We start from the raw sequence: 24,490 nt of genomic DNA on the forward strand, positions 1-24,490 counted from the left end.
GTATTTCCGCCCTGAAACTCGTTTTTTTCTGAACCCACGTTAGCCCCCAAATCTAGTTTGATAGGGCCAGCCAGGATCCTCTTCCTTGAACTGTTCTGGTTCGTTCGGGTCTCTGCGGAAATATCCGGCCATCTTCCGGCATGATTGCCGGCGCGGCCATTCGGCGATCTGTGATCGGCATGAAGCCTAACAGATTCGCCAGGACGATAGTGACTAAAATCACGCCATACACAAGGGTCTTGATTCAATTTTCTGCGCATTTATGCATTCAGGTGATGAATATCGAACCTGAGTCGCTTGACGCGATCGATTATCGAATCCTGAAAGCGCTGTCGGAAGACGGCCGAATCTCCGACGTCGCGTTGGGCGAGATGATCAACCTGTCGAGCACCGCCGTGGCGCGGCGGCGGCGCATGCTCGAGGAGACGGGCGTGATCGAGGGCTATTCCGCCCGGCTCTCGCTCAAGGCGCTGGGCTTCGCCGGCACCGTGGTGGTGATGGTCGAGCTGGGCTCGCAGGCGGAGAACATCCTCGTCGAGTTCGAGCGCGAGGTGGTCAAATGCCCCTCGGTCTCGTTCTGCGGGTTCGTGTCGGGCGACACCGACTTCATGATCCTGATCCACGTCAGTTCGCTGGACGAGTACGACAAGATCTATCGAGAAGAGCTGTCCAATCTTCCGCACGTGTCGCGGATCCGGAGCAGCTTCGTGTTGCGGGAGGTTGCCCGCCGTTCGAACGTGCCGGTCATCTTCGAACGGGGAAAGGCAGGTGCAACCGGGCCGCGCCGTTAGCGACAAGCGAGCGTCGCGTCCCCCATCTGTCGGGGAAAGTGATGACCAAGATCGACTCGCGCAGGCCCGTCCTGCGGCGTTCCGTTGCGCGGACGCTGCTGGGCGCCGCATCCATTTCGCTCGCGGTGGCGGCAGGCATGCTGCTTCCGCACACGGTGAAGGCAGCGCCGGCGCAGGCGGCCCCGCCGGTGCTGGCCGACGGCTATATCCCGCTCAGCTGGGACACGGCGCGCGGCAAGTTGCTGCTGCAGGTTCCGGCGTTCGACACGGACGTGCTCTATTACGTCTCGGCGGCGACCGGGGGCGGATCGGTCGAGCTGCCGTTCGACCGCGGCATCATGGAGACCGCGGTGATCCGCTTCCAGCGCGCCGGCAATCGCGTGCTCGTGGTCGAGACGAACACCGGCTATCGCGCGACCGGCAATGCGGCGACCGCGCAGGGCGTCGCCGATTCCTTCCCGACCTCGGTCCTCGCCAGCCTGCCGATCGAATCGAGCGCGGGCGGCAAGGTGACGGTCGACGCGACCGCGCTGTTCATGCGCGACGCCGCCAATATCGAGGGGACGCTGCGCCGCACCAACCAGGGCAATTTCAAGCTCGATCCCGCGCGCAGCACCTTCTTCGCGCCACGGATCAAGGCCTTTCCCGAGAATAGCGAGGTCGAGACGATCGTCACCTTCGCCGCGGACACGCCCGGCGCGCTGGTGCGCAACGTAGCGCCCGATCCCCGCGCGCTGACGTTGCGCGTCCACCACAGCTTCCTCCGGCCCCCGACCGGCTATGTCCCGCGCGAAGCGGACCCGCGCATCGGGGTGAGCGAGCTGCGCTTCCGCGACTATTCGAAGCCGTTCAGCGAACGCACCGACGTTTCGTGGGTCACGCGCTGGCGGCTGGAGAAGAAGAACCCCGCGGCGGCGATGAGCGATCCGGTCAAGCCGATCCGCGTCTATTTCGACCCGGCGATCCCGACGCCGATCCGCACGGCGATGAAGCAGGGCCTGCTGTGGTGGAACAAGTCGTTCGAGGCGGCCGGTTTCAGCAACGCGATCGAGGCGATCGACGCGCCGGCCGACATGGACCCGATGGACATCCGCTACGCCTATATCCTGTGGATCAATCGCGACGAGCGCGGCTTCTCCTCGGGCGGCACCTATCGCGATCCGCGCACCGGCGAGATCCTGGGCGCCAAGGTGCGGATGGACACCCACCGCATCCGCACGATCGGCAATTACTGGGACGCCTATCATGCGGGGCTGCCCGGCGATGGCGCGGGCGTGACGGTGGCCGATCCCGGCCTGCTGACCGAAGGCGCGCTGGCCGGCATGCCGGCGGGACAGCGCGACATGGCGCTGCTGCGCCAGGCGCTGTTGATGGCGCACGAATATGGCCACTCGCTGGGCTTCGGCCACAATTTCGCGTCGAGCCTGAACGACCGCGCCTCGGTGATGGAGTATCCCACGCCGCGCGTGAAGGTGACGGACGGCAGGCTCGACCTGTCCGAATCCTTCATGAAGGGGATCGGCGCCTATGACACGATGATGGTGCGCTATGCCTATACGCCCTTCGCTCCCGCGGCCGAGAAAGCGGGGCTCGAGGGGGTGATCGCCGACATGCGCGGCCAGGGTCTGCTCTACGTCCCCGACACCGATCCGCGCTGGACCTGGTACGACGATCGCGCGACGCCGGGGGAGAATCTGCGCGAGGCGATGGCGGCGCGGCGGATCATGCTGGCGGGCTATGGCCAGAGCGCGCTGACGCCGGGCGAGCCGGTGGGCGCGTTGCGCGATGCGCGGCTGTGGATGGTCTATCTCCACCACCGCTACGCGATCGAGAGCGCGCTCAAATATGTCGGCGGGCTCTACCAGAACATCGTCGTCAAGGGCGATACGGTCCCGCCGACCGAGTTCATCCCGGGCGAGGTGCAGCGCGACGCGCTCGGCCTGCTGCTCGACGCGGTCGAGCCGGCCAACATGACGCTGCCCGAGAGCCTGCTGGCGCAGCTGACGCCCGATCCGGGGAGCAATCTGGAGGATCTGTCCGACGATGCCGCGTTCGATCAGCTCAAGGCCGCGCGCATCCTCGCCGCCTTGGTGTTCGAACCGATGTTCGACGCGGCACGTGCGAACCGCATGCTCGCGCTCGAAGCGCGCAAGCCGGACACGCTGACGCTGCCGCAGATGGTCGATGCGGCGCTGGCGCGCACCTGGGATGCGCCGCGCGACGGCAATGCGTCGGCCCGGGCACTGCGCCGGGTGAGCCAGGGCGTCGCGCTCGACGCGATGATGGCGCTGGGCGCGAGCGACGCCGCCTCGCCCGAGGTGCGCGCGTTCATCCTCGAGACCCTGGCGAAGCTTGGCACGAGCATCGGGCGCCGGAGCGATGCCGACCCGGTGACCGCAGCCTTCCATCGCCAGAGCGCGCGGCGCATCGCCGCCTATCTCGACGATCCCGCGGCCAATGCGCCCAAGAAGCTGGCGCCCGACTGGGGCAAGGGGCCGCGCTCGCGCTTCCCGATGCCCCCCGGGCCGCCGCTCGGCTGAGCCGTCAGCCGCCGCGCGCCAGCGCCACGTGGCGATCGAGGTCGCTGCGGGCGCTGGTCAGCGCTTGATCGAAGCACAGGCCGTAATCGCGCTTCTGGTAGAGACCCTGCGTCGCGCTCGTGTCGCAGACTTGCTTCGAGGCGAAGCGCAGGCGGCTGTCGGCGCGCGCGACATGCGCGTCGCGGCGCAGGTCGAGACCGGCGAGCGATACGATTTGCGTCCGCGTGACCCCGCGCATCGCGCCGGTCACCGTCATGTCGGTTCCGATTTCACCCGTCCGCGCCGCCGCCGCCGGGGCCAGCGCACAACACACCACCCCGACGATCGCCGGGGAGACCAACAGCCTAACCATCCTCGTTCCTTTCCTGCTCCGCCTCTAACGGACGGCCGCCACTAAATGGGGCATGCGCAGGGCAATTCCAAGGGTGCTGTCGGAGGTGAGCAGCTGCCCGCTTGCACCTCCGGCGAGGCCAACCGGCTCGCATCGGATTTTTCCGGTGCTGGCGAAGCTCGCATGAAACCAGTCGATCGCAACAGTCCCTCAAGCTTGACCGAGCGTCGCGGACATCGCTTCGATCAGGATCGGCTGATCTCAATCGAGCTGACGCGGTGACCACGCGCTTCGAGGCGCGAGCGCAGCGCCTCCCGCTGCTGCTGATCGGCATCCGAGTCCGAGCGAGTCTGAACCTCGACCGACAGCCCGCCGGCGTCGTCGCGGCGCACGACGGCATGAGAAGCGATCCAGCGCTGATCGGTCATGGTCAGCTGAGACTCGGAACTCGTGGCCTGGGCCGGCAGGCTGATCCGGTTCGCAAACTCATGATGGCTCGAAGCGATTTCAGCCGGACTGCTGGCGGCTACCGCGCCGCCGGCCGGTGCGACGATGGCCTGAGTCGAGCTTGAGGCGACCGTTCCGTGCGCATGATCACCCGCCCCCTGATCGCCGCCGCCATCCTTCGAGAATCGCTGCACGAACGGCAGCTCGAACGGCATCAGCCCTTCGCGGCTGGCCAGGCCAGGATCCGGCGCCTCGCCGTCGCGCATCCGGCGCATCGCCTCTTCGAACTTGGAGCGGGTTTCGGATTTCGGCGTGGCAGCGCCTTCACGCGCCGGCGTGGCGCGCGTGGACTGCGCCTCGCCGCTCGACGGAGTCACGCCCATGCCACCCTCCCTGCTGCTGCCGTGCGCTCATTGGCCTCGTCCGATAAGCGCCGGTCGCGAGCGCGCCGATCGGCGCTGCGCATCCGCTGAACCAGCGCGGCAAGTGCATCCTGGCGGGCCTTAGCACGCAGCCAGCGCCGACGTGTCTCACGCAGCCGTTGCTGCGCCTCGGCCAGCGCCTGGCGCGCGCTGGCGACGAGCTGCTGCGCTTCGGCGTACGCGGCCTCGCACGCCTCGACGAAGCTCCGCACGAATTCGTCCGCGGGCCGCAGCGCGCGATCGCGGACGGCCTGTGCGAGCCGCTCCCGCGCGCTGCGCTCGCGGCGCGCGGCGCGCTCGACCGCCGCGGCCTCGCGCTCGGCGCGGGCAACCGCCTCGGCGGTCGCGCGCGCGCAGCGCTCGACATCGCGGTCGCGCAGCTGCTGCAATTGCTCCATCTGGTTCATTCGGGCGGTCATGAGTCGAACCCTCTCAACAGCGCCAGGGTCACGGGAAAGCCGATCCGCTCGTCGAGCGGCTGGCGCAGGAACGCGTCGAGCGCCTCGCGCTGCGTCAGCGCGCGGTCGGCGGCGGCGTCCTGGCCTGGCTTGTAGTCGCCGACCTGGAGCAGGATCTCGATCTCGTCGAGCTTGGCGAGATGCGTGCGCAGCGCGGTCGCCGCACTCTGCTGGGCGTGTTCGGTGAGCTGGTTCATCAACCGGCTCTGGCTCGCGAGGATATCGATCGCGGGATAATGGCCGCGCGCGGCGAGCTTGCGCGAGAGGTAGATATGGCCGTCGAGCAGCGAGCGCACCTCCTCGCCGATCGGATCGTCCTCCTCGTCCTCGAGCAGCACGGTGTAGATGCCGGTGATCGCGCCGCACACATCGGTGCCGGTGCGCTCGAACAGGCGCGGCAGCTCGGCGAAGACCGATGGCGGAAAGCCGCGGCGCACCGGCGGCTCGCCGGTCGCCAGCCCGATCTCGCGCAGCGCGCGCGAGAAGCGCGTGACCGAATCCATCAGCAGCAGCACATGCTTGCCCTCGGCGCGCAACCCTTCGGCAACCGCCGTGGCGGCATGCGCGGCGCGCGCGCGTTCGAGCGCGGGCCGGTCGGAGGTCGCGACCACCACGACCGAGCGCGCGAGCCCCGCCTCGCCGAGATTGTCCTCGACGAACTCGCGCACCTCACGGCCGCGCTCGCCGATTAGCGCGATGACGATCGCGTCCGCCTCGGCCTGGCGCGCGAGCGTCGCGAGCAAAGTCGACTTACCCCCGCCCGCCGCGGCGAACACGCCGACGCGCTGGCCGCGGCCGAGCGGCAGCACGCCGTCGATCGCGCGAATCCCCGTTTCGACCTGCCGCTCGATGCGTTCGCGCTGCATCGGGTTCGGCGCCTCGCCATAGAGCGGGCGGTAAGTGTCGGCGCGGATCGGCGGGCCGCCGTCGATTGGCTGGAGGCGCGCATCGACGATGCGGCCGAGCAGGCTTTCGCCGACCGGCACCCGGTCCTCGCCGACGCGCACCACGACCTCGGTCTCGTTGGACAGGCCGCGCAGGTCGCCGAGCGGAGCGAGCAACGCCTCGCCATCGGCGATGCCGACGACTTCGGCCATCATCACCGTGTCACCCGCGGGGCCGAGCATCGCGCAGGTCTGACCGATCCGCGCCGAGATGCCGCTGACGCGGATCGAGGTGCCGACCGCGCCGCGCACGCGCCCGCGCTGTTCGAAGGCCGGGGCCTCGCCGAGCTGGCGGACGAGATCACTGACCCGTTCCTCAATCGACATGCGCGGTCCCCCAGCGGCCGGCGAGCTCATCGAGTTGATGGTCGAGGTCGGCGATGATCCGGCTGTCGGGCCCGGTGATGCGGCATTGCCGCTCGCCGAGCAGCGGATCGGCGCGCACCGTGATCGCCGCGTCGCCCTCGATCGTCGCGAGTCCGGCTTCGACCTCGGGCGCGAGCGCCGGCGCGACCTCCACCGTCACCGGTCCCTGCGGCACCACGGCGCGCGCAGCGCGCAGCGCCACGCCCTGCATCATCGCCGCATCGCCGAGCTCGCCCGCGATCTGGCGCAACGCGGCGAGTGCGAGCGAGGCGATCTCCTCCTCCTCGAACCGGCGATGGGCCTCTGCCTGGGCCGAGAGGCGCGCGACCGCGTCGACGAACTCGCGCCGCCCAGCTTCGAATCCCTCGCGATAGCCGCGCTCGCGCGCTTGCGTCTCCACCGCCGCGGCCGCGCTCGCGCGCCGGACCGCTTCGGCGCGAAGCCGCTCGAGCAGCGCCATGGCATCGGCCAGCGGCTGGCGATCGCGCGCCTTCACCACCGGCGTGTCGCTCGCGAGGAGCGAATGGCTGTCGCTGTAGAGCAGATGATAGCTCATGCGCGCGTCCTTCGGGCGATGCGCTCCGCCAGCGCGATCTGCCCGGCGGCTTCGGCGTCGGCTGCCGAGGCGAGTCCCATCGCCGCGGCGAGGGCGTGCGGCAATGCCCGTTCGGTGACCTGCCGGCCCTGCTGTGTGAGCTTGGCGGCGGGCGCGAGCGGCGCGGCACCGCCCGGAGGGAGGTCGAGCACCGCTTCCAGCGCCGCTTCGCCGACCGGCTCGGCATAGGCGCGCAACGCAGCGCCATCGATCATTTCGGGCAGCGCGTCACGCGCAGCTACCAACGCGGCGATGCGCCAGAAGCGCTCGATCTCGCCCCCCTCAAGCCCGGGCCAGGCCGGCCAGCGTCGCAGCTCGGCGAGCGGCACCCGCGCCGCCGGACGGTGTTCGGTCCGCGCCGCGAACCGGCCCGCGCGCGTTGCCGCCATCCCAGCCGCTTCTGCGGCATGCGCGATCTCGGCGAGCCGCAGCCGGGCGCCACGCGCACTCATCCGCCATGCTCCGCCTTGGCGGGGACGCCCGCGGGCCGACGCCGCCGGCGCCGCAGCAGCAGCCACACCGGCCAGGCGAGCGCCACGAGTACCAGCAAAACGCGCGTCAACGGGGTGTCGAACCGCGCGACCGTCATCTCCGGCGCCGACGGCGCTGTCTGGCTCGCGACCATCACGACCGAGACCTTGTCATATTCAAGCCCCTCGATCGCGTTGGTCACCAGGCTCTTGATCGCCCCGGTCTGGCTGCGCACGTCGAACCCCGGCCGGTATTTGACGAATACCGAGGCCGAGGACGGCTTGGTCTCCTTGGACAGCGGATCGGTCTGCGGAATAGCCAGGTGGACGCGCGCCTCGGCGACACCATCGATCGAGCTGACCGTCTGGCTCAGCTCCTGCGACAGGCCGTAGATCAAGCGCGCGCGCTCCTCGACCGGCGACGATACGAACCCCTTCTTGGCGAAGATGTCGCCGAGCGACTGGAACTCCTCGCGCGGCAGCCCGCTCGCCTTGAGCACCTCGACCGCCCGGCTGAACTGGTCGGGGCTCACCGTCACGCTCCACTCACCTTCGCCGCCCGCCTCCTTGCGCGCGCTGATGTTGGCGTTGCGCAGCGCTGCGATCATCTCGTTCGCCTGCTGCTCCTTGAGCTTGCCATAGACCTCTTGCTCGCTGCACGCCGTGAGCGTCGCGGCCGCGAGGACCGCGGCAAGCAGCGCGCGCCTGAAGCTCGTCATGACCTACTCCCTGGGCGCATCAGCTCTGCTGCCGGAACAGTTGCTGGATGCCGTCCGAGCTGCGGTTGGCGATGTTCGAGGTGAGCTGGCAGTGGAACATGAACTCCTGGCAGCGCATCGTCAGCTCGACGATCTCGCCCGGAGTCAGCTCCGAGCCCGAAGACTCGGCGGTCCGCGCATACTCGGACACGCTCTTCGCTTCGAGGTTCACCTTGTCGAGCGTGTCGAGCAGGCCCTTCACCGCCGGCGGCACGTCGGTGCCGGAGCCGACACGCTGGGTCTCGGCGGCGGCAAGCGCGCTGTCGAACCGGCCGGCCGCCTCGGGCCCGACCTGCTGCGGCATGGCGGGCGCGAGCTCGAACACGCGCACCGCGTCGGCGGCAGGCGCAGCGGCTTGCGCCGCAATGGCTTCGATCGACATCGCGATCAGCTCTTGCGCGCCATCGTCTCGAGCGCCTTGGAGACGCTGTCGAGCGAGGTGTGCGAGCTCTGCGAGAGGAAGCTCATCTTCATCGACTCGGCGGTAAGCTGGGTGATCGCCGACGGGGTGTCGCCGCCCTCGTTCGACATGATGTCCGAACGCTGTTCGATCTGTGAGGCTTGGCGGTCGAGCGCATTGCCCCAGGCGGCAGCAAACGCCTCGAACCAGTTGCCGGGCGCATTGCGGTTCATGCGCTGGCTGGTCAGCGGGCTCGCCGCCAGCGTGTTCAGGTCGGTGTTGACCGGGGTGTTGTCGATCGTCGTCATGTTACGCACTCCTTCATTCTGGCCTTTGGGCTGGTCACAATTTCAGTTCCTCGACACGCCCCCCCTTTTCGAAACGCACGCGGCCCGGCTCGATCGAGACGAGGCGATGGCCGGTCGGCAGGATCGAGCCGGGAAACCAGCGCGATCCGTCGGCGGTCACGATATGGCCCGGGTCCTCGACCACCGTGGCGAGGCCGGTGCCGCTGTTGGCGAACAGGCTTTGCAGCGCATTGCCGCCGCGCCTGTCGTCCACCCGGAAGCGGACGCGCTTGAGCGCGGGCAGGTCGCGCGTCAGGATCGCGCGCAGCGCGTCCTGCCGGTCGGCGGGAAGATAGGGCGCGGCGATGGTTACGCCGCCGAGCCCCGCGGGGGTCGCCTGCGCGTCGATGCCTTGCGCCGAGAGGATATCGGTCGCCGCGCTGGCGAGCGCGGCGGTGGAGGTCACGTCGACGATCACCGGGCCGGTCATCTGATCGGCGATCGCGCGGGTGCGGATCAGGTCGCCCTCGCTCTCGACCGTGCCCGCGACGATCAGCCCGCCCGCCGGATTCTCGGCCACGTCGACCGAGCGATAGCCGGCCTCGTCATACATCCGTTCGAGCGCGCGCGCGCCGCCGAACTGCTGCTCGATCAGCGAGCTGGTCGGCCCCGCCGCCGCGACGAGCAGGACGATCGCGGCGGTGCCTACCGCGACCTGGAGGACGCTGACCCGCTCGGTGATCCGCGTCAGATAGGTCCGCCCCATCAGCTCGACTCGGTCCTGCAGCCGCGGCGCCGGCAGCGGGTTGACCGGCGTCGCGCATGGGCTGATCGCGACGCTCGCGGCGTCCTCCCAGCGCGTCGAGGCGCGCTCGCCATAGGCGACGAGATGCTCGCCGAAACGGAAGGGCAGATAAGGCGGCAGCACCGCCTCCTCCCCCTCGCCCAACGAGCGGCCGAGCAGCTCGACCGTGCCCGACAGCACCCGCAGCTGCGCCGCGCCGTCGCCCAGCCGCAGCTCGACCGCGCCGTCACGCGTACCCGCGCCGCGCAGCACGACGTCGTTCGCGAGACCATGGCCGATGCATACGCGCCGCCCCGTGGCCAGCGGATATTCCTTGCCCGCGAGCCGCCCGCCGACGATGCGGAGTACGGGGGCGATGTCGATCGGCGTCTCGCGATGTTCGGTCATGGGGTTGGTCCTCCTGCAGGTCCCCCCGTTGCCGCCTGCGCCGCCCCCGGCGCAGGCAATCTCGCGGTCACTTCGTTCCCCACGGCCGCCGCCGCAGCACCGCCCGCCCGCGCCTGGTCCAGCCGGATGATGCGCGGCGTGATCAGAAACAGCCGCTCGGTCTGGCGGCGGCTGCGCGAGCGCGACTTGAACAGCTCGCCAAGCACCGGAATGTCGCCGAGCAACGGAATCCTCGATTCGGCATCGAAAGACGAATTTACGGTGAGGCCACCGAGCAGCAGCCCCTCGCCCTCGTTGATCATCGCCTGGGTGTTGACGCTGGCGCGCTCGACCACCGGGATGTCGTCGACCTCGCTGTCGAGAATCGTGCCGTCCTCGACGCCCACGACCATGCGGATGCGCGCCACGCCATTATCGACCAGCACGTGCGGATTGACGCGCAGCACGGTGCCCGCGGCGACGTTGAACAGATCGACCTGCCGGTCGCCGCGCACACGGACGTAGAAGGTGCGCGTGCGGTCGAACACCGCCTCGACGTTGGACAGCGTCACGATCTGCGGCCGCGACACGATCTTCGCCGCGCCCTTCTCCTCCAGCGCGTTGATGCGCCCGATGAACTCGCGATTGGCGCCGATCACCCCGCCCAGCGACAACCCCTGATTGACCGCGCCGAGGCGGCTGAGATCGTCTGCCGGATTGCCCGACGGACGCAGGATATTGCCCCCGAACAACGCGTCGAAGCCCTGGCTGCGGAAGCGCCAGTTGATCCCAAGCTCGCGCAATTTGTCGATGTTGAGGTCGATGATCGTCGCCTCGAGCTCGACGATCTGCGGCGCGATGTCGAGCGCGCGGACCAGCCCCTCATAGGCCGGCATGTTCTCCGGCCGGTCGCGCACGATGATCGCGTTGAGCGACGGGTCGATCGCGATGCGCGGCCCGCCCTGCGGCGGCAGCTCGCGTGCCGAGACGACAGGCACCGCGCTCATCGCCGGGAGCCCGAGATATTCGTCGTCATAGGGCTGGAGCTGCGACTGCTGCGACGCGTCGGGCGGGATCGCGTTGAGCCCGCGCCCGCCGAGCCGCGGCTGGCTCTGCCGCAGCGTGCGCCCGCCATAGGTCGTATTGATCGTGCCCGCGACCGCCGAGCCGTCACCCATGATCCGGCTGAGCGAGGTGCCAACGCCGGGGATGGTCAGCTCGCGTCCGCCCGCCACCAGCTTGGTGTCGTCGGCGCGAGCATAGCGCAGGTAGAAGACCCGCAGCTCATAGGGCTCGATATAGGCTGGCCCCTGTACCGACCGCGCCGGCTGGATCTGCGCCGTGTCGGGACGCATGCCATAGGTGCCGGAAGGCATCGCGCCTGCAAGCTGCTGCACCTGGTCGAGGAACTTGGGCACCCCGGTCGCGAGCACAGTCGCCTGGCCGCTCGGGCGCACGCGGTTGGTCGCGTCGGCGATCCCCGCCTGGGCGATGCTCGCGGCAAGCTCGTTCGCGCGGCCCGGCGGCACGGCGACCGTGCGGCTCTCGACCTGGTCGCTCGAATAGACCGTAACGACCGAGCCGTCATAATAAGCGATCAGGTTGAAGGCGCGCGCGACCTGCGTCCAGACGTCCGCCGGGCGCCCGCTGAAGCGGCCGTTGATCTTGCCCTTGACCCGCGCGTCGACCGAGACGCTGAGCCCCGCCGCGCCGAAGAATTCGCGCACGAACGCGGCGATCTCCTGGTTGCGCGGCGTCAGGCTGACGGACCGCGTTGGAAAGGGCGGGTCGGCGGCGAGCACTGCCGGCGGCGCCACGAGCGACAGAACAGCCAGGGCCGCGCCGTACCGGACAAAGGAACGAGTCATCCCAAAACTCACGCAGCGGCTCCCATGCTGTTCTCCTTCTCGATGGCGATCGGGGTGCGATCGAGCTGCCCGACGACGTCGAGCGGCACGGTCGGCGACAATTCGTTGAAGGCGAGGACCGGCACCTCGAACAGGTCGGGGCCGACCAGCCGGCGCAGCGGGCGGCGCAGCTCGAAGGCGGTGAGGATCGCGCGCGCGCCGCTCGCCTTGGTCTCGCGCTTGAGCATCGCGATCATCGTGCGGGCGTGGTCGGGCTCCATTGCGAGCCGCGCGACGCCGTCGACGGTGCGGACATTGTCGCGCAGGAAGCGCTCGAGCGCCGCGCCCACGACCAGCACCGGGAAGCGTCCCTCGACGCAGTGCGGCAGCGAGAGGTAGCGGCGCAGCGCGCAGCGCGTGAGGTCGGCGATCGGGATCGCGTTGCGTTCGGCCTGACCGGCTTCGGCAATCGCCTCGAGCACGTCGCGCATGTTGCGCAGCGGCACCTCCTCCTCGGCGAGCAGGCGCAGCACTTCGGCGATGCGCGCCGCAGGCACTGCGCGGACGACTTCCTTGACGACGTCGGGGTAGTCGATGCCGATCCGGTTGAGCAGCGCGGTGACTTCCTGGAGCCCAAGGAAACGACCGAGTTCGCGGCGCAGCGCCGTCTCGATCGCAGGCACGATCCGTGCGGGATCCTCGGGGTCGTCGAGCACCCCCGCGGCGATCGGCGCGTCATGGATATAGACCGCCCATTTGCCCGCCGCGCCGAACTCCACCGCCTTGGGCTCGATCTCGGCGGCGGGCAGCGGGAGGCCGGAGCGCTCCTGCATCCGCTCGAGCATCGCCGTGACCGCCGTCGTCAGCGCAGTCGCGCGTGCCGTATCCATTCCCGACGCCGCGACCTCGACGAGCAACGGGCGGACCACGCGCAGCGGCGCCGGCTTCGCCTCGATCATCTCGGGCAGCGGCGCGGGGCGGGTGTCGATCCGCCGCCACTTGGCGTTGATCCAGCCGCGCGAGGCGGGATGCTGCATCGCCCCCGATCCGGCGAGCAGCGTCGCGATTGAGAGGAAGACGAGCACCGGAAAGCCCGGGATCATCGCCATCACGACCGACACGCCAGCGGCGATGAACAGCACGCGCGGTTTGCCCGACATCTGGCGCGCGATCGCAGGCCCCAGGTCGCGTTCCTGCTCCTCGTCGGTGGTGCGCGTGACCAGGAGGCCCGCCGCCATCGCGCTGAACAATGCGGGGATCTGCGCGACCAGGCCGTCGCCGATCGTCAGGATCGAATAGGTCTCGATCGCCTCGCTCGCCGGCATGCCCTTGGAGAAGATGCCGATCGCGAGCCCACCGATCAGGTTGACGAGCACGATGATGATCGAGGCGATGGCGTCGCCCTTCACGAACTTCATCGCGCCGTCGAGGCTGCCATGGAGCTTGCTCTCGTTCTCCAGCGTGCGCCGCCGCGCGCGCGCCTCGTCCTTGGTGATCAGGCCGGAGCGCAGGTCGCTGTCGATCGACAGCTGCTTGCCCGGCATCGCGTCGAGGCTGAAGCGCGCCGCGACCTCGGCAACGCGCTCGGCGCCCTTCGAGATGACCACGAACTGGACGATGGTGATGATCAGGAACACGACCAGCCCAACCACCAGCTCGCCGCCCGCGACCATCTCGCCGAACTGCTGGACGATATGCCCGGCATGCGCCTCGGTCAGGATCATCCGTGTCGTCGCGATCGACAGCGCGAGGCGGAACAGCGTGCTGAGCAACAGCACCGCCGGGAAGGTCGAGAAGTCGAGCGGCTTAGTGACGTAGAGCGTGCTCAGCAGCAGCAGCACGCCGATCGTGATGTTCATCGCGACCAGGAAATCGATCGCGAGCGCTGGCAGCGGCAGGATCAGCAGCCCGACGATCGCGACCACGCCGATCGCGAGCAACAGGTCGGCGGTGCGCAGCCGCATCGGCGGCAGGCGCGACAGGATCGAATTGACGCTCATCGTGCGATCGTGGCCGCGCGATAACCGTTGTAGCGAGCCATGACCGACTTCACGTAGTTCTGGGTCTCGCGATAGGGCGGGATACGATTGCCGTATTTCGCGACCGCGCCCTCGCCCGCATTATAGGCGCTGAGGATCAGGTCGAAATTGCGGCCGTAGCGCTTCTGCAACCGCTTGAGCAGCCGCGCGCCGGCATCGACGTTGACCGCCGGATCGAACAGCGCCCCCTGCTCCACACCGAGCGTGCGGCCTGTCCCGGGCATGATCTGCATCAGCCCGCGAGCGCCGACCCGCGAGACCGCCTTCGGGTTGTGGCGCGACTCGGTCGCGATGATCGCGTGCAGGAACAGCGGATCCACCTTGTAGGCGGCGGCTGTGCGCAGGATGTGCGTGTCATAGGCCGACACCGGCGCGCCGCCGCGATAGGACGAGATCGCCTCGCTGTTGCGCTCGCGCTCACGGCGCTCGCGCGGGCTTTCCTTGACGCCCGTGATCCGCGCCACACCGGGATCGGCGGGAAGCGGTGCGGGAGCAATATGGATGATCTGTGCGTTGCAGCCGCTCAGCGCCTCGAACCGCTCCGACGCGCGCGCATCGGCGACACGGATGTTGTTGGTGACCGGGCAGTCGACGAAGTAGGATTCGCGCGACTTTTCTTTTGCGACAGCAGTATTGGTTGCAGTCATTGCCGCAGCCGTAGCAACGGCTGCGAACACACTATGAATAATTACCGTCTTCTTCACGATATCGCTCCTCCGTCCAGCAGGCCACGCCCGCCGTTGCGTCGGTCCGATTCGTGTCACGTGGCAGGTCCGGATACGCTGGACCGCCTGATCCCGATTGAGGCCACTAAGCCTCCAATGTTGCTCAAATGTTGCAGAAATCAGCCAAATGCAACGAGATGCCGGTGAAACGAGCCGAAAGGTCGATGAACCGAGCAACCCACCCTTTAGCTCTAAGGAGGTAGCCCGAAAGGACATAAAACATTCCGGATTCGAAACATCGACGCTCTGGCTCGCTTCGTCGCTATTTAATCTTTCTACTTGCAGCCAAATCGCACTGAGGCTCTTTTACTTCACATTACTGGATTCGTGTGACGCCGATCCCTCTCCGTCACGCCCCTGTTGGGCACAAGGACCAATAGCGCTTTTCGCTCATTTTGCGGAAGGCGGTCCGGAGTAATGGATGGCCGACAAGAACCAAGGCGGCGACAAGACCGAGAAGCCGACGCGCAAGCGACTCCGCGACGCCCGCAAGAAGGGTGATATCGCCAAGTCCAAGGACCTGAGCAGCGCGATCAGCATGATCGCCTGGCTGGTGCTGTTCGTGGCGGGCGCGGGCTTTGTCGGCATGCGCATTGCCGACTTCACCGAACTCAGCCTGGCGCACGCTACCGGCCAGCCGTTCGAGGCGACGCTGAGCACGCTCGGCGCGTCCGCGTTCGGGCTGGTCGTGCTGGTCGCCGGTCTCGTCCTCGTCCCCGCCGCGGTTGCCGGGCTGGTCGCCGAGTTCCTGCAGACCGGCGCGCTGATCACCACCGAGAAGATGAAGCCGCAGCTCGGCAATCTCGACCCGGTCGAGGGACTCAAGCGGATGTTCAACCCGGACAATTTGTTCGAGCTGTTGAAGACGCTGATCAAGGCGGCGCTGATCCTGGCGATCATCTGGGTCGTGCTGTCGGGATCGATCGACGAGTTCGCCGCGATCCTCCATGCCGCCGCATGGAGCACCGGCGCCGGCGCAGGCCCCAAGATGGCGGCGGCGGTGCTCGACCTGTCGCGCTCGCTGACGCTGCAGCTGATCGGCTGGACGATCGCCATCTTCCTGTTCGTCGCCTTCGCCGATCGCGCCTGGGTGCAGCACCGCTACATCAAGCGGCTGAAGATGAGCCGCCGCGACATCCGCCAGGAGCACAAGGACAATGAAGGCGATCCGATGCTCAAGCAGCAGCGGCGCCAGATGCACGAGGAATGGGCCAACCAGAACGCCATCGCCTCGGCCGGGAGCGCGAACGTGCTGCTCACCAACCCCACCCATCTCGCAATCGCGCTCGATTATGATCCGCAGGAATGCCCGGTCCCCGTGATCGCGGCCAAGGGTGAAGGGCCGCTTGCCGCGGCGATGCGCGCCGAGGCCGAGCTCCAGGGGGTGCCGATCGTGCGCAACGTGCCGCTCGCGCGCACCGTCTTCGCCACCGCTGGGCCCGGCGAGATGATCCCCGAGGACCATTTCGACGCGATCGCCGAGATCATCCTGTGGGCCAAGCGCGCCCGCTCCGGTGAGACATCGCTCGAGCGCGAGGATGCGGCATGAGCTTCTGGACCGTACTCTCAAGCCTGCTCGCGGTGGTCATCGCGCTCGCGATCGTGCTCGGGCTCGCCTATGTCCTGCTGAAGCTGCTGCGCCGCTGGCAGGACCGCGTGCACGGGTCCGCCGAGGAGGGCGAGAAACCGATCCGCTTCCTGCGCACGCTCCCGCTCGGCCAGAGCGAACGAGTCGTGCTGATCGAGGTGCGCGACGAGGTGATGCTGGTCGGCGTCACGCCCGGCGGGATCAGCCTGCTCAAGACCTGGCCGGCCGACACGTCCCCGGCGATGCCCCCGCAACCGGAGATCATACGATGAGCGCGGTACTGCGCGGCCTTCCGGCGATGGACGCGCGCGAGGCAGATCTGCGCCGCATCGTGCTGCGCGCGCTCACCGGCCGCCGTGTCGGCGGCGCGGTGCTCGCCGCGCATGTCGCGTCGCAACCCGACCTGCGGGGCGGCTGGCTGCGCTTCGAATCGGATGCGGCGCTGGCGCTCGACCGGCTCGACGATCTGGCATGCCGGTTCGAAGCGCAGGACGGCCTTGCCGCCGCGGCGCTGATCGAACACGCCGAGCCGCTGCTGCGTACGATCGAGATGGCGTTGGGCATCGATCTTGAGCCCGACGACATCGCGGACGCGCCGCCCGCGGACGCCCCGATCTTCACGCTTGCCGCCGCGGGCCTGACTGCCCGACTCGCATTGCCACTTAGCCTCACGATCCTTCCGGCACCTGCGGACTTCGCGCCCGAACTGGCCGCCAAGGCCGCCGTCGCGGCGAAGATCACCATCGCCGGCCCGCGCCTCGCCCCGCACGAGGCGGCCGGCCTCGCGCCCGGCGACTGCCTGCTGCTCGGCGGCGCACCGCTGCGCGCGAGCCTCGCCGCGGGCACGATCCGCGTGGCCGGCAGCTTCGATCCGCGCGCCCGGCAATTCCGCTCTCATCCCTGAAGGGAAATCTTTCGATGCAAGACACGATTCTGAGCGACCCGCTACCTGATTCGCCCGACGACGACGCCCCGCCGACGGAAAAAGCCCCCGCCGCGGCTTCACCCCCGCCGCCCGAGGAGAAGAGCGCGCTCGACGGGCGCTTCTCGGTGCCGATCACGATCGAGCTCGAATCCACCGCCGTCCCGCTCGCCGAGCTCCAGGCGATGCGCGAAGGCGCGGTGCTCCCGCTCGACACCGAGGCCGGATCGATCCCGGTCCGCATCCTGGCGAGCGGCAAGCCCTTTGCGCGCGGCACGCTGATCTCGGTCGGCGACGGCTATGGCGTGCTGATCGAGGCGGAGTGAGGTAATGGACCTTTCCGCCTTTACCCCGGGCACCGCGCTCGTCACTGTCGTCCTGATCTCGCTCGCGCCCTTCTTCGCCGTGATGGTCACCTCCTTCACCAAGATCGTCGTGGTGCTGAGCCTGATCCGCAACGCGCTCGGGCTACAGCAGGTGCCGCCCAATCTGGTGCTCAACGGGCTTGCGCTGATCCTCTCGCTCTACGTCATGTATCCGACGATCCAGCAGATGCAGGCGGCGTCGGGCGGCGAGAATGTGACTCAGCAGGCCGAGCAGATCTTTGACACCGCCGATCGCGCCAAGGAACCGCTGCGCGCCTTCCTGATCAAGCACAGCGATCCCGACGAGCGTCAATTCTTCCTGCGCACGCAGCAGCGCATCGCCGCCAACGCAAACACCGAGGCCGTGCGCGAGACTGACTTCATCGTGATCATCCCGGCCTTCGTGGTGAAGGAGCTGACGATCGCGTTCCAGATCGGCTTTCTGATCTTCCTGCCCTTCCTGGTCATCGATCTCGTCATCTCCAACATCCTGCTCGCGCTCGGCATGATGATGCTCTCCCCCGTCACCATATCCCTGCCCTTCAAGCTCCTGCTGTTCGTGCTGGTCGATGGCTGGGTGAAGATCAGCCACGGACTGGTGCTGAGCTATGTCTAGCGAGACAGAGGTTAGCGAGGTGGGGCGATGAGCAGCGACATCGTCTCGATCACGATGGAGGCGCTGTGGCTGGTGCTGCTGCTGTCGGCGCCGCCGATCATCGCCGCGTCGGCGGTGGGGCTGCTCGTCGCGATCGTCCAGGCCGCGACCCAGCTGCAGGAGCAGACGCTGCAATATACGCTGAAGTTCTTCGCGGTGGTCATCACGCTGTTCGTCACCGCGGGCCTGCTCGCGGGCAGCCTGTTCACCTTCACGGACAACATCTTCTCGAACTTCCCGGGGATGCTGCGCTGATGCTGGGCGCCGACGCGGGATGGGCCAATCAGCTGCTGCTCGTCGCGCTCGCCTCGGCGCGCTTCGCCTTCGCCTTCGTGCTGGTTCCGATCTTCTCGCGCGACACGATCCCGGCGACGGTGCGCAACTCGATCATCCTGACGCTCGGCGGGGTCGCCTTCCTGATGCAGCCGCAGGTCGATCCGACCGCGATGGGGGCGCTGCAATGGGCGCGGATGCTGCTCAAGGAAGCTGCGGCGGGACTCGTCATCGGCTTCTTCTTCGCCACGATTCTGTGGGCGATGGAGGCGGCCGGCGAGATCATCGACGCCAAGGTCGGCGCGACGATCGGCCAGATCATCGAGCCGATGGGCGGCACGATGACCTCGCTCAACGGCGCGCTGCTCGGCCGGCTCGCCAATGTCATCTTCGCCGCCTCGGGCGGGATCCTGCTGCTGATCGGCACGATCATCGAAAGCTATGCGATCTGGCCGATCGCCGCCGACTGGCCGAGCCTCAACATGGCGAGCCTCGCGGTGTTCGAGAACGAGTTCGGGCGGCTGATGATGCTCGCGCTGCTGATCGCCGCGCCGGTGATCATGGTGCTCTACGTGATCGACGCCGGGCTCGGCATCCTCAACCGCTTCGCGCAGCAACTCAACGTCTTCGCGCTGTCGCTGTCGATCAAGAGCTGGGCGGCGACTTTCCTGCTTCTCCTGCTCATCCCGGCGCTCGCCCAGGCCGTGGTCGGCGAGATGGGCGGGCGCAGCGACACGGTGCGCGCGGTGATCGAGGCATTGGCGCGATGAACGACGATCCGCTCGCCCCCGATCCCGACGAGGAGGCGCGGCTGCGCGAGCTGATGCGCCTGCTGCGCAAGGCCGATGCGGCGGCAAGTGGCGAGGAGGAGCTGATCGGCGAGTTCCGCATTCCGCGCTCGCGCATTCCCGAACGCCATCTCGAGTCGATCCACACCCTCACCAAGACCGAGGCGGCGGTGCTGCGATTCCTCGGCTGGGGCCGCGCCAATGCCGATATCGCGACCCTGCTGGTGATCAGCGAGAACACGGTGCGCGTCCACCTCAACAACATGTGCCGCAAGCTCGAACTCGACGGGGTGCGCGAGCTCAATGCGCTCGCCGGGCTGCTCTTTCACCCGCTTACATAGGGTCGGGTTCAGCTTCGCTGAATCGCGGCACCAGCCCGCTCCCCCACCCGGCCACCCAACGCCAGTATATTATGGGTGGCCGGGTGGGGGAGCGGGCTGGTGCCGCAACCGGTTCAGCCTTGCTGAACCAGAACTAAGCGATCCGACTAGACCTTTAATCGGATCGGTGAGTGTGGCGCGGGCAGCGATGCGCGAGAAGACTCGGCGACGACGGCGGTTTTGATCCCCCTTGCCGCCGTCCCGTCCCCGACGGTCTCGGGATCGAATTCGAAGGAGGTATCCATGTTCGGTGGTCTCAATCCCGTTTCGCTCCTCGCCACGTCGATGCTCGGCCCGGTCGGCGGCATCATCGCGCAGCTCGCGCAGCAGGTCGTGTCGCAACTCGGCCAGCAGCTGCTCCAAAACCTCGGCGACCAGATGGGTCTGCCGCAGTCGGCGATCGACATGGCGCAAGGCGCTTTCGCCGGCTCGCTCGGCGATATCCAGGGCAGCGCGCAGAATCTCGACGAGGCGATCGCAGCGCTCGGCCAGGAGACCGGCGCGAGCCCGGCGCAGATCGGCGACATGCAGCGCATGGTCCAGGACATCCTGCAGAAGGCCGGCGAAGACGCCATGCAGACCGAGGAAGCCAAGGAAGCCAAGGCCGGCGGCACCAAGAGCGGCGGCGGCTGGCTGCGCGCGCTGGCCCGGGCGCTCGGCGAGGCGGCCGACAAGGCTGCCGCCAACCTCGAGGAAAAGGCCAAGGGTCTCGACGACGCGACGCCGAGCGAGTCCGCCGAGTATTCGGCCGACGCGCAGGCCTTCGGCATGCTGATGAACGCGATCAACACCGCGATCAAGGCGATCGGCGAAGCGCTCAACACGGTCGCTCGTAAGCAGTAACCGCCTCGGCGCAAAGTCGCACCAACTGGGAAGGGGGCGGTTACTTCCGCCCCCTTTTCTTGTTATTGCATTGTCCAAGCTTGGAGATTGGCCATGATTAACAAGGCTTTCACCGCTGCGATGGCGCTGAGCATGACCGCGCCGATGATCTTGGCGGCCCCCGCCGCGAGCGCCCAGGACGTCTACGATACCGAAGTGCTCTCAAAGCATGCCGATCTCGAGCGCCAGCGCAATCTGCGCCGCACGACCACGGGGCGGAACCAGCCCTGGGGCTGGAACGGCAATCGCCAGGCCGCTTCGCGCAGCAACTCGCAAGCGATCTGCGCGAACAACCGCTCGATGATCCAGCAAGGCGCCAGCAGCGCGAAGGTTCGCCAACTCCGCGCGCTCTGCGCGCGCGCCGGCCTCTGACCCGGCGGCAACGCCCCTGAAGGGAGTTTCGTAATGGCCGATTCCATCCTTGGCGTGGTCAGCGGGCTGCGCTGGCACCTTCCGGTCCGGTCGCCTTCGGACCAAACCGTCGACGACCAGCGCGAATGCGAGGCGATCGACGCCGCAGATTCGATCACCCGCGAGAACCCGCTCGAATATCCCGGGCACGGAAAGCTCGGCCTTCCCAATGGCGGAGAGGTCGGAAGCGAGGGCGCCGTGCCCGCTTACTCCCCGATGCTCGGCGAGGCCGACGGGCGCGCGGCGGTGGCCGCGGCACAGCAGCCCGAGCCTCGCTGACACGAAGCAGCATCAATGACCGACCCGGCGCCGCCACAGGCTGGCGCCGGGTCTCGTTGCGTAAGCGCCGGGTTTTCGCGCGCGCACCGGCTGCTGATCCCGGTGCCTGTTTCGCTTGTCCAGGGTTGCGCCGGCCCCGCTAATCGATCCGACTAGCATCCTAAGCGAATCGCGGAGCGCGCCGCATTCGCCGCTGTGCTTTCATGCTGGAGAGAATTGACATGACGATCGACCGCATCTCGAACGGCCCGCTAGGCCCCATCGACCCCTCGGGCGGCCAGGGCCGCACGCCGGCGGCGATCGGCGAGGCGAGCGCGCGTTCGGTCGCGATCGCGGTGGTCGGCCGGATCGCCGCGGAGCTATCGGTGACCGGCGGCCAGGCGGACGTGCTCGGCGCCGATCCCTATCGCCTGCGCGAGCTGACCGATGCCGTCGCCGAAGCGCTGCCGGGGGCGAACCCCGCCGCGCTGGGCGAACTCGAGCGCGCGATCGAGGGGCTTGCCGGCGCGATTGCGGCCGACATGGCTGGATCGGTCGACGGACGGACGATCGAGCGACTGGATCACGCGGTCGCGGGCTATGCCCCGGCGCGCGAGGGTGTGGATGGCGTAACCGAATTTCTGAACGAAACCGCGCAGCGGGTGGCCGACGCGCACTGAGCGCGTCGCCGGTCGTCGCGCTCGAACTAGGGAGAAAGACGATGATCGGACAGGCACAAGCCAATGGCGTCGGGTTCGCGCGCGCCTTCGAAAACGGTGCCGGGGTGCTGATCGGCGCCAAGATCATGATGGAGGCCTCGCGCCCGCTCGGTGCGAGCCAGTTCGCCTTCGGCCAGCTCGCGATGAACTATCTGATCCAGGGCGGCGTGATGGCGAGCATGCTCGGCGGCGGCCGTTGCTTCCAGCCGGAACCCCAGGCGCAATGGTCGGCCTCGCTCAACGGCGAGCATACCGGATCGATCGACCTTGGCGACGGCTACACGCTGCAGCTCGACGAGCGGAGCTCGGAGATCACGATCCGCAACGCCGAGACCGGCGAGACCACGCGCATCTGGGGCGACCCGCATGTCGATGTCGACGGCAAGCGCGCCTTCGATTTCTGGGGCACGACCACCTTCACGCTCGAGAACGGCACCAAGATCACGATCGACACCGAGCAATGGGGCGGCAATCCCGACGCCTATGTCGCGAGCCAGGTGACGATCACCAAGGGCGATCAGGCGATCGTGGTCGACGGCATCAGCCAGAACCAGCTCGGCGATCTCGAAGTGACGATGTCCAACGATGGCCGCGCGATCGACCGCGCCACCCGCGACGGCTTCGTGCTCAACGAGAACGCGACCGGTTCAGGCTGGCGCTCCGACCTCACCGGTCAGGTCGCGACCCAGGCCGATCTCAACGCGACCAGGCCCGGCGAACTCTACGGCCCGGGCAGCACGATGCCGAGCTTCGACGAGATCCGCTTCGCGCTGTCCACCTTCCTGTTCTTCGGGATCGTGGCGGGCATGGCCGATGCGGTTGGCGGCGACTCCGCACCGATCGGACGCCCCTTCTTCCGCCCGATCGATCTCTGAACGGCGGTTTCCGCAGACAGACGAGGTGTGCGATGAGCGTTGATGGCGGTGTTGGCGGGGTCGGCGCGAGTGCGTCGACCCAGACGGCCGAAACCCCCGCGGAGAGTGTCGCCGGGCAGCTGGTGCGCGAGAATACGGTCGACGGCCAGCTCGACACCGCCGGCCTCGCCGCCGACCTGCGCGTGCAGACCGAGGCTGATCCCGAGCTCGGCGCCGGCGTGATCGCCGAGCTCGAGACGCAGCTCACCCCGGTCGAGCGCGGGCAGCTCGCCGCCGCGCTCGGTTCGGCGAACGACAACGGTCCGGACCGCACCGAGCTGATCGCCGACGTGGCCCAGATCGGGCTCGACATCGTCGGCATCGTCGACCCGACCGGCATTGCCGACATCTCCAACGCCGCGATCTCGGTTGCGCGCGGCAACTGGCTCGACGCCGCGATCTCGGTCGCGGGCGTGCTGCCGCTGGTCGGCGACGCCGCGAAGCTCGGCAAGCTCGGTGGCTGGGCGCAGACGCTGTCCAACGCGGTCGATCTCGCCAAGGTCGATGCGGGGTTCCGCGCCGCGGTCGAGCCCGGGCTGCGCCAGCTCGCCGACGCGCTCGACGCCGCGCCGCTCGACATGCTGCCCGCCAGCGCGCGCGAGACGCTCGAAGGCATCCGCACCAAGCTCGACGAAGTGCTCGACGGCAGCGCCGATGCCGCGGCGCGCGCCGCCAACAACCTGGTCGGCGCGGGCACGCGCACCGGCCGGGTCGGCAACAACAGCGCGACCTGGACGCTCGACGCCCAGGGCCGCCCGACCCGCGGCCAGGCGACGCTCACCGAGCTGCATGACGGCACGCCGCGCTCGAGCGCCGAGCAGCGTGCGCAGAGCGCCACGGGGCGATCGGGCATCGACGGCGATCAGGGCGGCCACATCATCGGCCATCGCTTCCTGCCCGATCAGGGCACGGTGAACATGTTCCCGCAGGCGGGGCAGTTCAACAACAGCGCCTATCGCACGATGGAGAATGAATGGGCCTCTTGGATCGAGGCCGGCGCCGAGGTGCGGGTCGACGTCCAGCTCAGCGGTTACAATGGCACGCGGCCGAGCGACGTCGATGTGAGCTACGAGGTGTTCAACGCCCAGGGCGAACGGGTCTACAGCAACTTCGAAATGTTCGAAAACCAGGCCGGCCAGACCTTTGATCGGGTGTCCACCGCCGATATACAGGCGATGCTGAACCAATGATCGTGAGCATGAGCATGGATTTCGACCAGGCGGCGGCCGACCGCGCGCTGCACGAGCTTGGGCAGATGGTGATCGCCGACAGCGAGTTCGCGGGCAAGGACTGGCAGGGCATCACCCTCGTCATCCAGGTCGAGCCGCGCAAGCGCATGTTCGGCTATCGCTACAAGAGCGACGGCAAATGGGAGGGGGCGACGCCGGAGGGCCGCCCGACCATCCTCAAGGCGCGCGAGCTCGCCGATGCGATGAAGATTGCGGGCAAGGAGGGATGGAAGACCTGCCTCGTGCAGATCTCGCGCCCCGGCCCGAACATCAAGGTCGATTTCGAATATGACGATCCCAATCGCTGGGACGTGACGCCCGCGAACCTCGAGGCCCGCGTCGAGGAACTGCGGCCCCGCTAGCCCCCGCACGCGGTCGCTGCTTCTAGCCCCTCCCGCTTTTGCGGGAGGGGTTGGGGAGGGTCTTCTTCTTCAACCGTGGCACGAGAAGGCCCTCCCACCGCGGCGCGCCAACCTCCCGGCCTAATCGATTCGACTAGACGCCTAGTCGGATCG

Annotated in this window: 30 protein-coding genes; 17 read left to right on the forward strand and 13 right to left on the reverse strand. The window is 68.2% G+C overall.

Annotated features, from left to right (window positions below):
• Positions 1-140: 140 nt before the first annotated feature.
• Positions 141-791 (forward strand): Lrp/AsnC family transcriptional regulator, encoded by a 651-nt coding sequence (locus OK349_RS04560; protein WP_265116636.1) that lies wholly within the window; start codon positions 141-143, stop codon positions 789-791.
• Between the two features lie 41 nt (positions 792-832).
• Positions 833-3,331 (forward strand): zinc-dependent metalloprotease, encoded by a 2,499-nt coding sequence (locus OK349_RS04565; protein WP_265116637.1) that lies wholly within the window; start codon positions 833-835, stop codon positions 3,329-3,331.
• A 4-nt stretch (positions 3,332-3,335) separates the two neighbouring features.
• On the opposite strand, the gene OK349_RS04570 is transcribed toward OK349_RS04565, so the two are convergent.
• From OK349_RS04570 to OK349_RS04630, 13 genes are all read right to left on the reverse strand, one after another.
• Positions 3,336-3,683: a UrcA family protein gene (locus OK349_RS04570; protein WP_265116638.1), complete on the reverse strand. Its 348-nt coding sequence runs from the start codon at positions 3,681-3,683 to the stop codon at positions 3,336-3,338.
• A gap of 224 nt (positions 3,684-3,907) precedes the next feature.
• Positions 3,908-4,492 carry a hypothetical protein gene (locus OK349_RS04575; RefSeq protein WP_265116639.1) on the reverse strand — a complete coding sequence of 195 codons (585 nt, stop codon included), beginning with the start codon at positions 4,490-4,492 and terminating at the stop codon, positions 3,908-3,910.
• Positions 4,483-4,938 carry a hypothetical protein gene (locus tag OK349_RS04580; protein ID WP_265116640.1) on the reverse strand — a complete coding sequence of 152 codons (456 nt, stop codon included), beginning with the start codon at positions 4,936-4,938 and terminating at the stop codon, positions 4,483-4,485. The genes OK349_RS04575 and OK349_RS04580 overlap by 10 nt, the downstream gene beginning before the upstream one ends.
• 8 nt (positions 4,939-4,946) lie before the next feature.
• Positions 4,947-6,260 carry a FliI/YscN family ATPase gene (locus tag OK349_RS04585; protein WP_265116641.1) on the reverse strand — a complete coding sequence of 438 codons (1,314 nt, stop codon included), beginning with the start codon at positions 6,258-6,260 and terminating at the stop codon, positions 4,947-4,949.
• Positions 6,250-6,855 carry a FliH/SctL family protein gene (locus OK349_RS04590; RefSeq protein WP_265116642.1) on the reverse strand — a complete coding sequence of 202 codons (606 nt, stop codon included), beginning with the start codon at positions 6,853-6,855 and terminating at the stop codon, positions 6,250-6,252. Before OK349_RS04590 ends, OK349_RS04585 begins: the two co-directional genes overlap by 11 nt.
• A complete protein-coding gene (locus tag OK349_RS04595) occupies positions 6,852-7,346 on the reverse strand; it encodes a hypothetical protein (protein ID WP_265116643.1) in 495 nt (164 codons plus the stop codon). The genes OK349_RS04590 and OK349_RS04595 overlap by 4 nt, the downstream gene beginning before the upstream one ends.
• Positions 7,343-8,083, reverse strand: a complete 741-nt coding sequence (gene sctJ, locus OK349_RS04600) for a type III secretion system inner membrane ring lipoprotein SctJ (protein ID WP_265116644.1) — start codon at positions 8,081-8,083, stop codon at positions 7,343-7,345. The genes OK349_RS04595 and sctJ overlap by 4 nt, the downstream gene beginning before the upstream one ends.
• Positions 8,084-8,102: 19 nt before the next feature.
• Positions 8,103-8,504, reverse strand: a complete 402-nt coding sequence (locus tag OK349_RS04605) for a hypothetical protein (protein ID WP_265116645.1) — start codon at positions 8,502-8,504, stop codon at positions 8,103-8,105.
• Positions 8,505-8,509: 5 nt separating this feature from the next.
• Entirely contained in the window at positions 8,510-8,830 is a 321-nt protein-coding gene (locus tag OK349_RS04610) for a hypothetical protein (RefSeq protein ID WP_265116646.1), read from the reverse strand.
• Between the two features lie 34 nt (positions 8,831-8,864).
• Complete coding sequence (locus OK349_RS04615) at positions 8,865-10,001, reverse strand: hypothetical protein (protein WP_265116647.1); 1,137 nt, start codon at positions 9,999-10,001, stop codon at positions 8,865-8,867.
• Complete coding sequence (gene sctC / locus OK349_RS04620; protein ID WP_265116648.1) at positions 9,998-11,797, reverse strand: type III secretion system outer membrane ring subunit SctC; 1,800 nt, start codon at positions 11,795-11,797, stop codon at positions 9,998-10,000. The genes OK349_RS04615 and sctC overlap by 4 nt, the downstream gene beginning before the upstream one ends.
• A 59-nt stretch (positions 11,798-11,856) precedes the next feature.
• Complete coding sequence (locus tag OK349_RS04625; RefSeq protein ID WP_265116649.1) at positions 11,857-13,827, reverse strand: flagellar biosynthesis protein FlhA; 1,971 nt, start codon at positions 13,825-13,827, stop codon at positions 11,857-11,859.
• The gene (locus tag OK349_RS04630) at positions 13,824-14,513 is read right to left on the reverse strand and encodes a lytic transglycosylase domain-containing protein (RefSeq protein WP_265116650.1); all 690 of its coding nucleotides are present in this window, start codon (positions 14,511-14,513) and stop codon (positions 13,824-13,826) included. Before OK349_RS04630 ends, OK349_RS04625 begins: the two co-directional genes overlap by 4 nt.
• 499 nt (positions 14,514-15,012) lie before the next feature.
• On the opposite strand from OK349_RS04630, the gene OK349_RS04635 reads away from it, so the two are divergent.
• The 15 genes from OK349_RS04635 (at position 15,013) to OK349_RS04705 (ending at position 24,337) form a co-directional block, all read left to right on the forward strand.
• Positions 15,013-16,140, forward strand: a complete 1,128-nt coding sequence (locus OK349_RS04635; RefSeq protein ID WP_265116651.1) for an EscU/YscU/HrcU family type III secretion system export apparatus switch protein — start codon at positions 15,013-15,015, stop codon at positions 16,138-16,140.
• Positions 16,137-16,451 carry a flagellar biosynthetic protein FliO gene (gene fliO / locus OK349_RS04640; protein ID WP_265116652.1) on the forward strand — a complete coding sequence of 105 codons (315 nt, stop codon included), beginning with the start codon at positions 16,137-16,139 and terminating at the stop codon, positions 16,449-16,451. The genes OK349_RS04635 and fliO overlap by 4 nt, the downstream gene beginning before the upstream one ends.
• Positions 16,448-17,083 carry a hypothetical protein gene (locus OK349_RS04645; RefSeq protein ID WP_265116653.1) on the forward strand — a complete coding sequence of 212 codons (636 nt, stop codon included), beginning with the start codon at positions 16,448-16,450 and terminating at the stop codon, positions 17,081-17,083. The genes fliO and OK349_RS04645 overlap by 4 nt, the downstream gene beginning before the upstream one ends.
• 14 nt (positions 17,084-17,097) lie before the next feature.
• Positions 17,098-17,427 carry a FliM/FliN family flagellar motor C-terminal domain-containing protein gene (locus OK349_RS04650; RefSeq protein ID WP_265116654.1) on the forward strand — a complete coding sequence of 110 codons (330 nt, stop codon included), beginning with the start codon at positions 17,098-17,100 and terminating at the stop codon, positions 17,425-17,427.
• Between the two features lie 4 nt (positions 17,428-17,431).
• A complete protein-coding gene (gene sctR / locus OK349_RS04655) occupies positions 17,432-18,082 on the forward strand; it encodes a type III secretion system export apparatus subunit SctR (protein WP_265116655.1) in 651 nt (216 codons plus the stop codon).
• Between the two features lie 27 nt (positions 18,083-18,109).
• The gene (gene sctS, locus OK349_RS04660; protein ID WP_265116656.1) at positions 18,110-18,376 is read left to right on the forward strand and encodes a type III secretion system export apparatus subunit SctS; all 267 of its coding nucleotides are present in this window, start codon (positions 18,110-18,112) and stop codon (positions 18,374-18,376) included.
• The gene (gene sctT / locus OK349_RS04665; RefSeq protein WP_265116657.1) at positions 18,376-19,164 is read left to right on the forward strand and encodes a type III secretion system export apparatus subunit SctT; all 789 of its coding nucleotides are present in this window, start codon (positions 18,376-18,378) and stop codon (positions 19,162-19,164) included. The genes sctS and sctT overlap by 1 nt, the downstream gene beginning before the upstream one ends.
• Positions 19,161-19,523 (forward strand): helix-turn-helix domain-containing protein, encoded by a 363-nt coding sequence (locus OK349_RS04670; RefSeq protein ID WP_265116658.1) that lies wholly within the window; start codon positions 19,161-19,163, stop codon positions 19,521-19,523. Before sctT ends, OK349_RS04670 begins: the two co-directional genes overlap by 4 nt.
• A 282-nt stretch (positions 19,524-19,805) precedes the next feature.
• Positions 19,806-20,405 (forward strand): hypothetical protein, encoded by a 600-nt coding sequence (locus tag OK349_RS04675; protein ID WP_265116659.1) that lies wholly within the window; start codon positions 19,806-19,808, stop codon positions 20,403-20,405.
• 93 nt (positions 20,406-20,498) lie between these two features.
• Positions 20,499-20,816 (forward strand): hypothetical protein, encoded by a 318-nt coding sequence (locus OK349_RS04680; protein ID WP_265116660.1) that lies wholly within the window; start codon positions 20,499-20,501, stop codon positions 20,814-20,816.
• A 33-nt stretch (positions 20,817-20,849) separates the two neighbouring features.
• Entirely contained in the window at positions 20,850-21,134 is a 285-nt protein-coding gene (locus OK349_RS04685; RefSeq protein WP_265116661.1) for a hypothetical protein, read from the forward strand.
• A 221-nt stretch (positions 21,135-21,355) separates the two neighbouring features.
• Positions 21,356-21,793, forward strand: a complete 438-nt coding sequence (locus tag OK349_RS04690) for a hypothetical protein (protein WP_265116662.1) — start codon at positions 21,356-21,358, stop codon at positions 21,791-21,793.
• Between the two features lie 41 nt (positions 21,794-21,834).
• Complete coding sequence (locus OK349_RS04695; protein WP_265116663.1) at positions 21,835-22,707, forward strand: DUF1521 domain-containing protein; 873 nt, start codon at positions 21,835-21,837, stop codon at positions 22,705-22,707.
• Between the two features lie 32 nt (positions 22,708-22,739).
• Complete coding sequence (locus OK349_RS04700) at positions 22,740-23,936, forward strand: DNA/RNA non-specific endonuclease (protein WP_265116664.1); 1,197 nt, start codon at positions 22,740-22,742, stop codon at positions 23,934-23,936.
• A complete protein-coding gene (locus OK349_RS04705) occupies positions 23,933-24,337 on the forward strand; it encodes a hypothetical protein (RefSeq protein WP_265116665.1) in 405 nt (134 codons plus the stop codon). The genes OK349_RS04700 and OK349_RS04705 overlap by 4 nt, the downstream gene beginning before the upstream one ends.
• The last annotated feature ends 153 nt before the right edge of the window (positions 24,338-24,490 follow it).

It is taken from the genome of Sphingomonas sp. BT-65, assembly GCF_026107375.2.
Lineage (GTDB): Bacteria > Pseudomonadota > Alphaproteobacteria > Sphingomonadales > Sphingomonadaceae > Sphingomonas.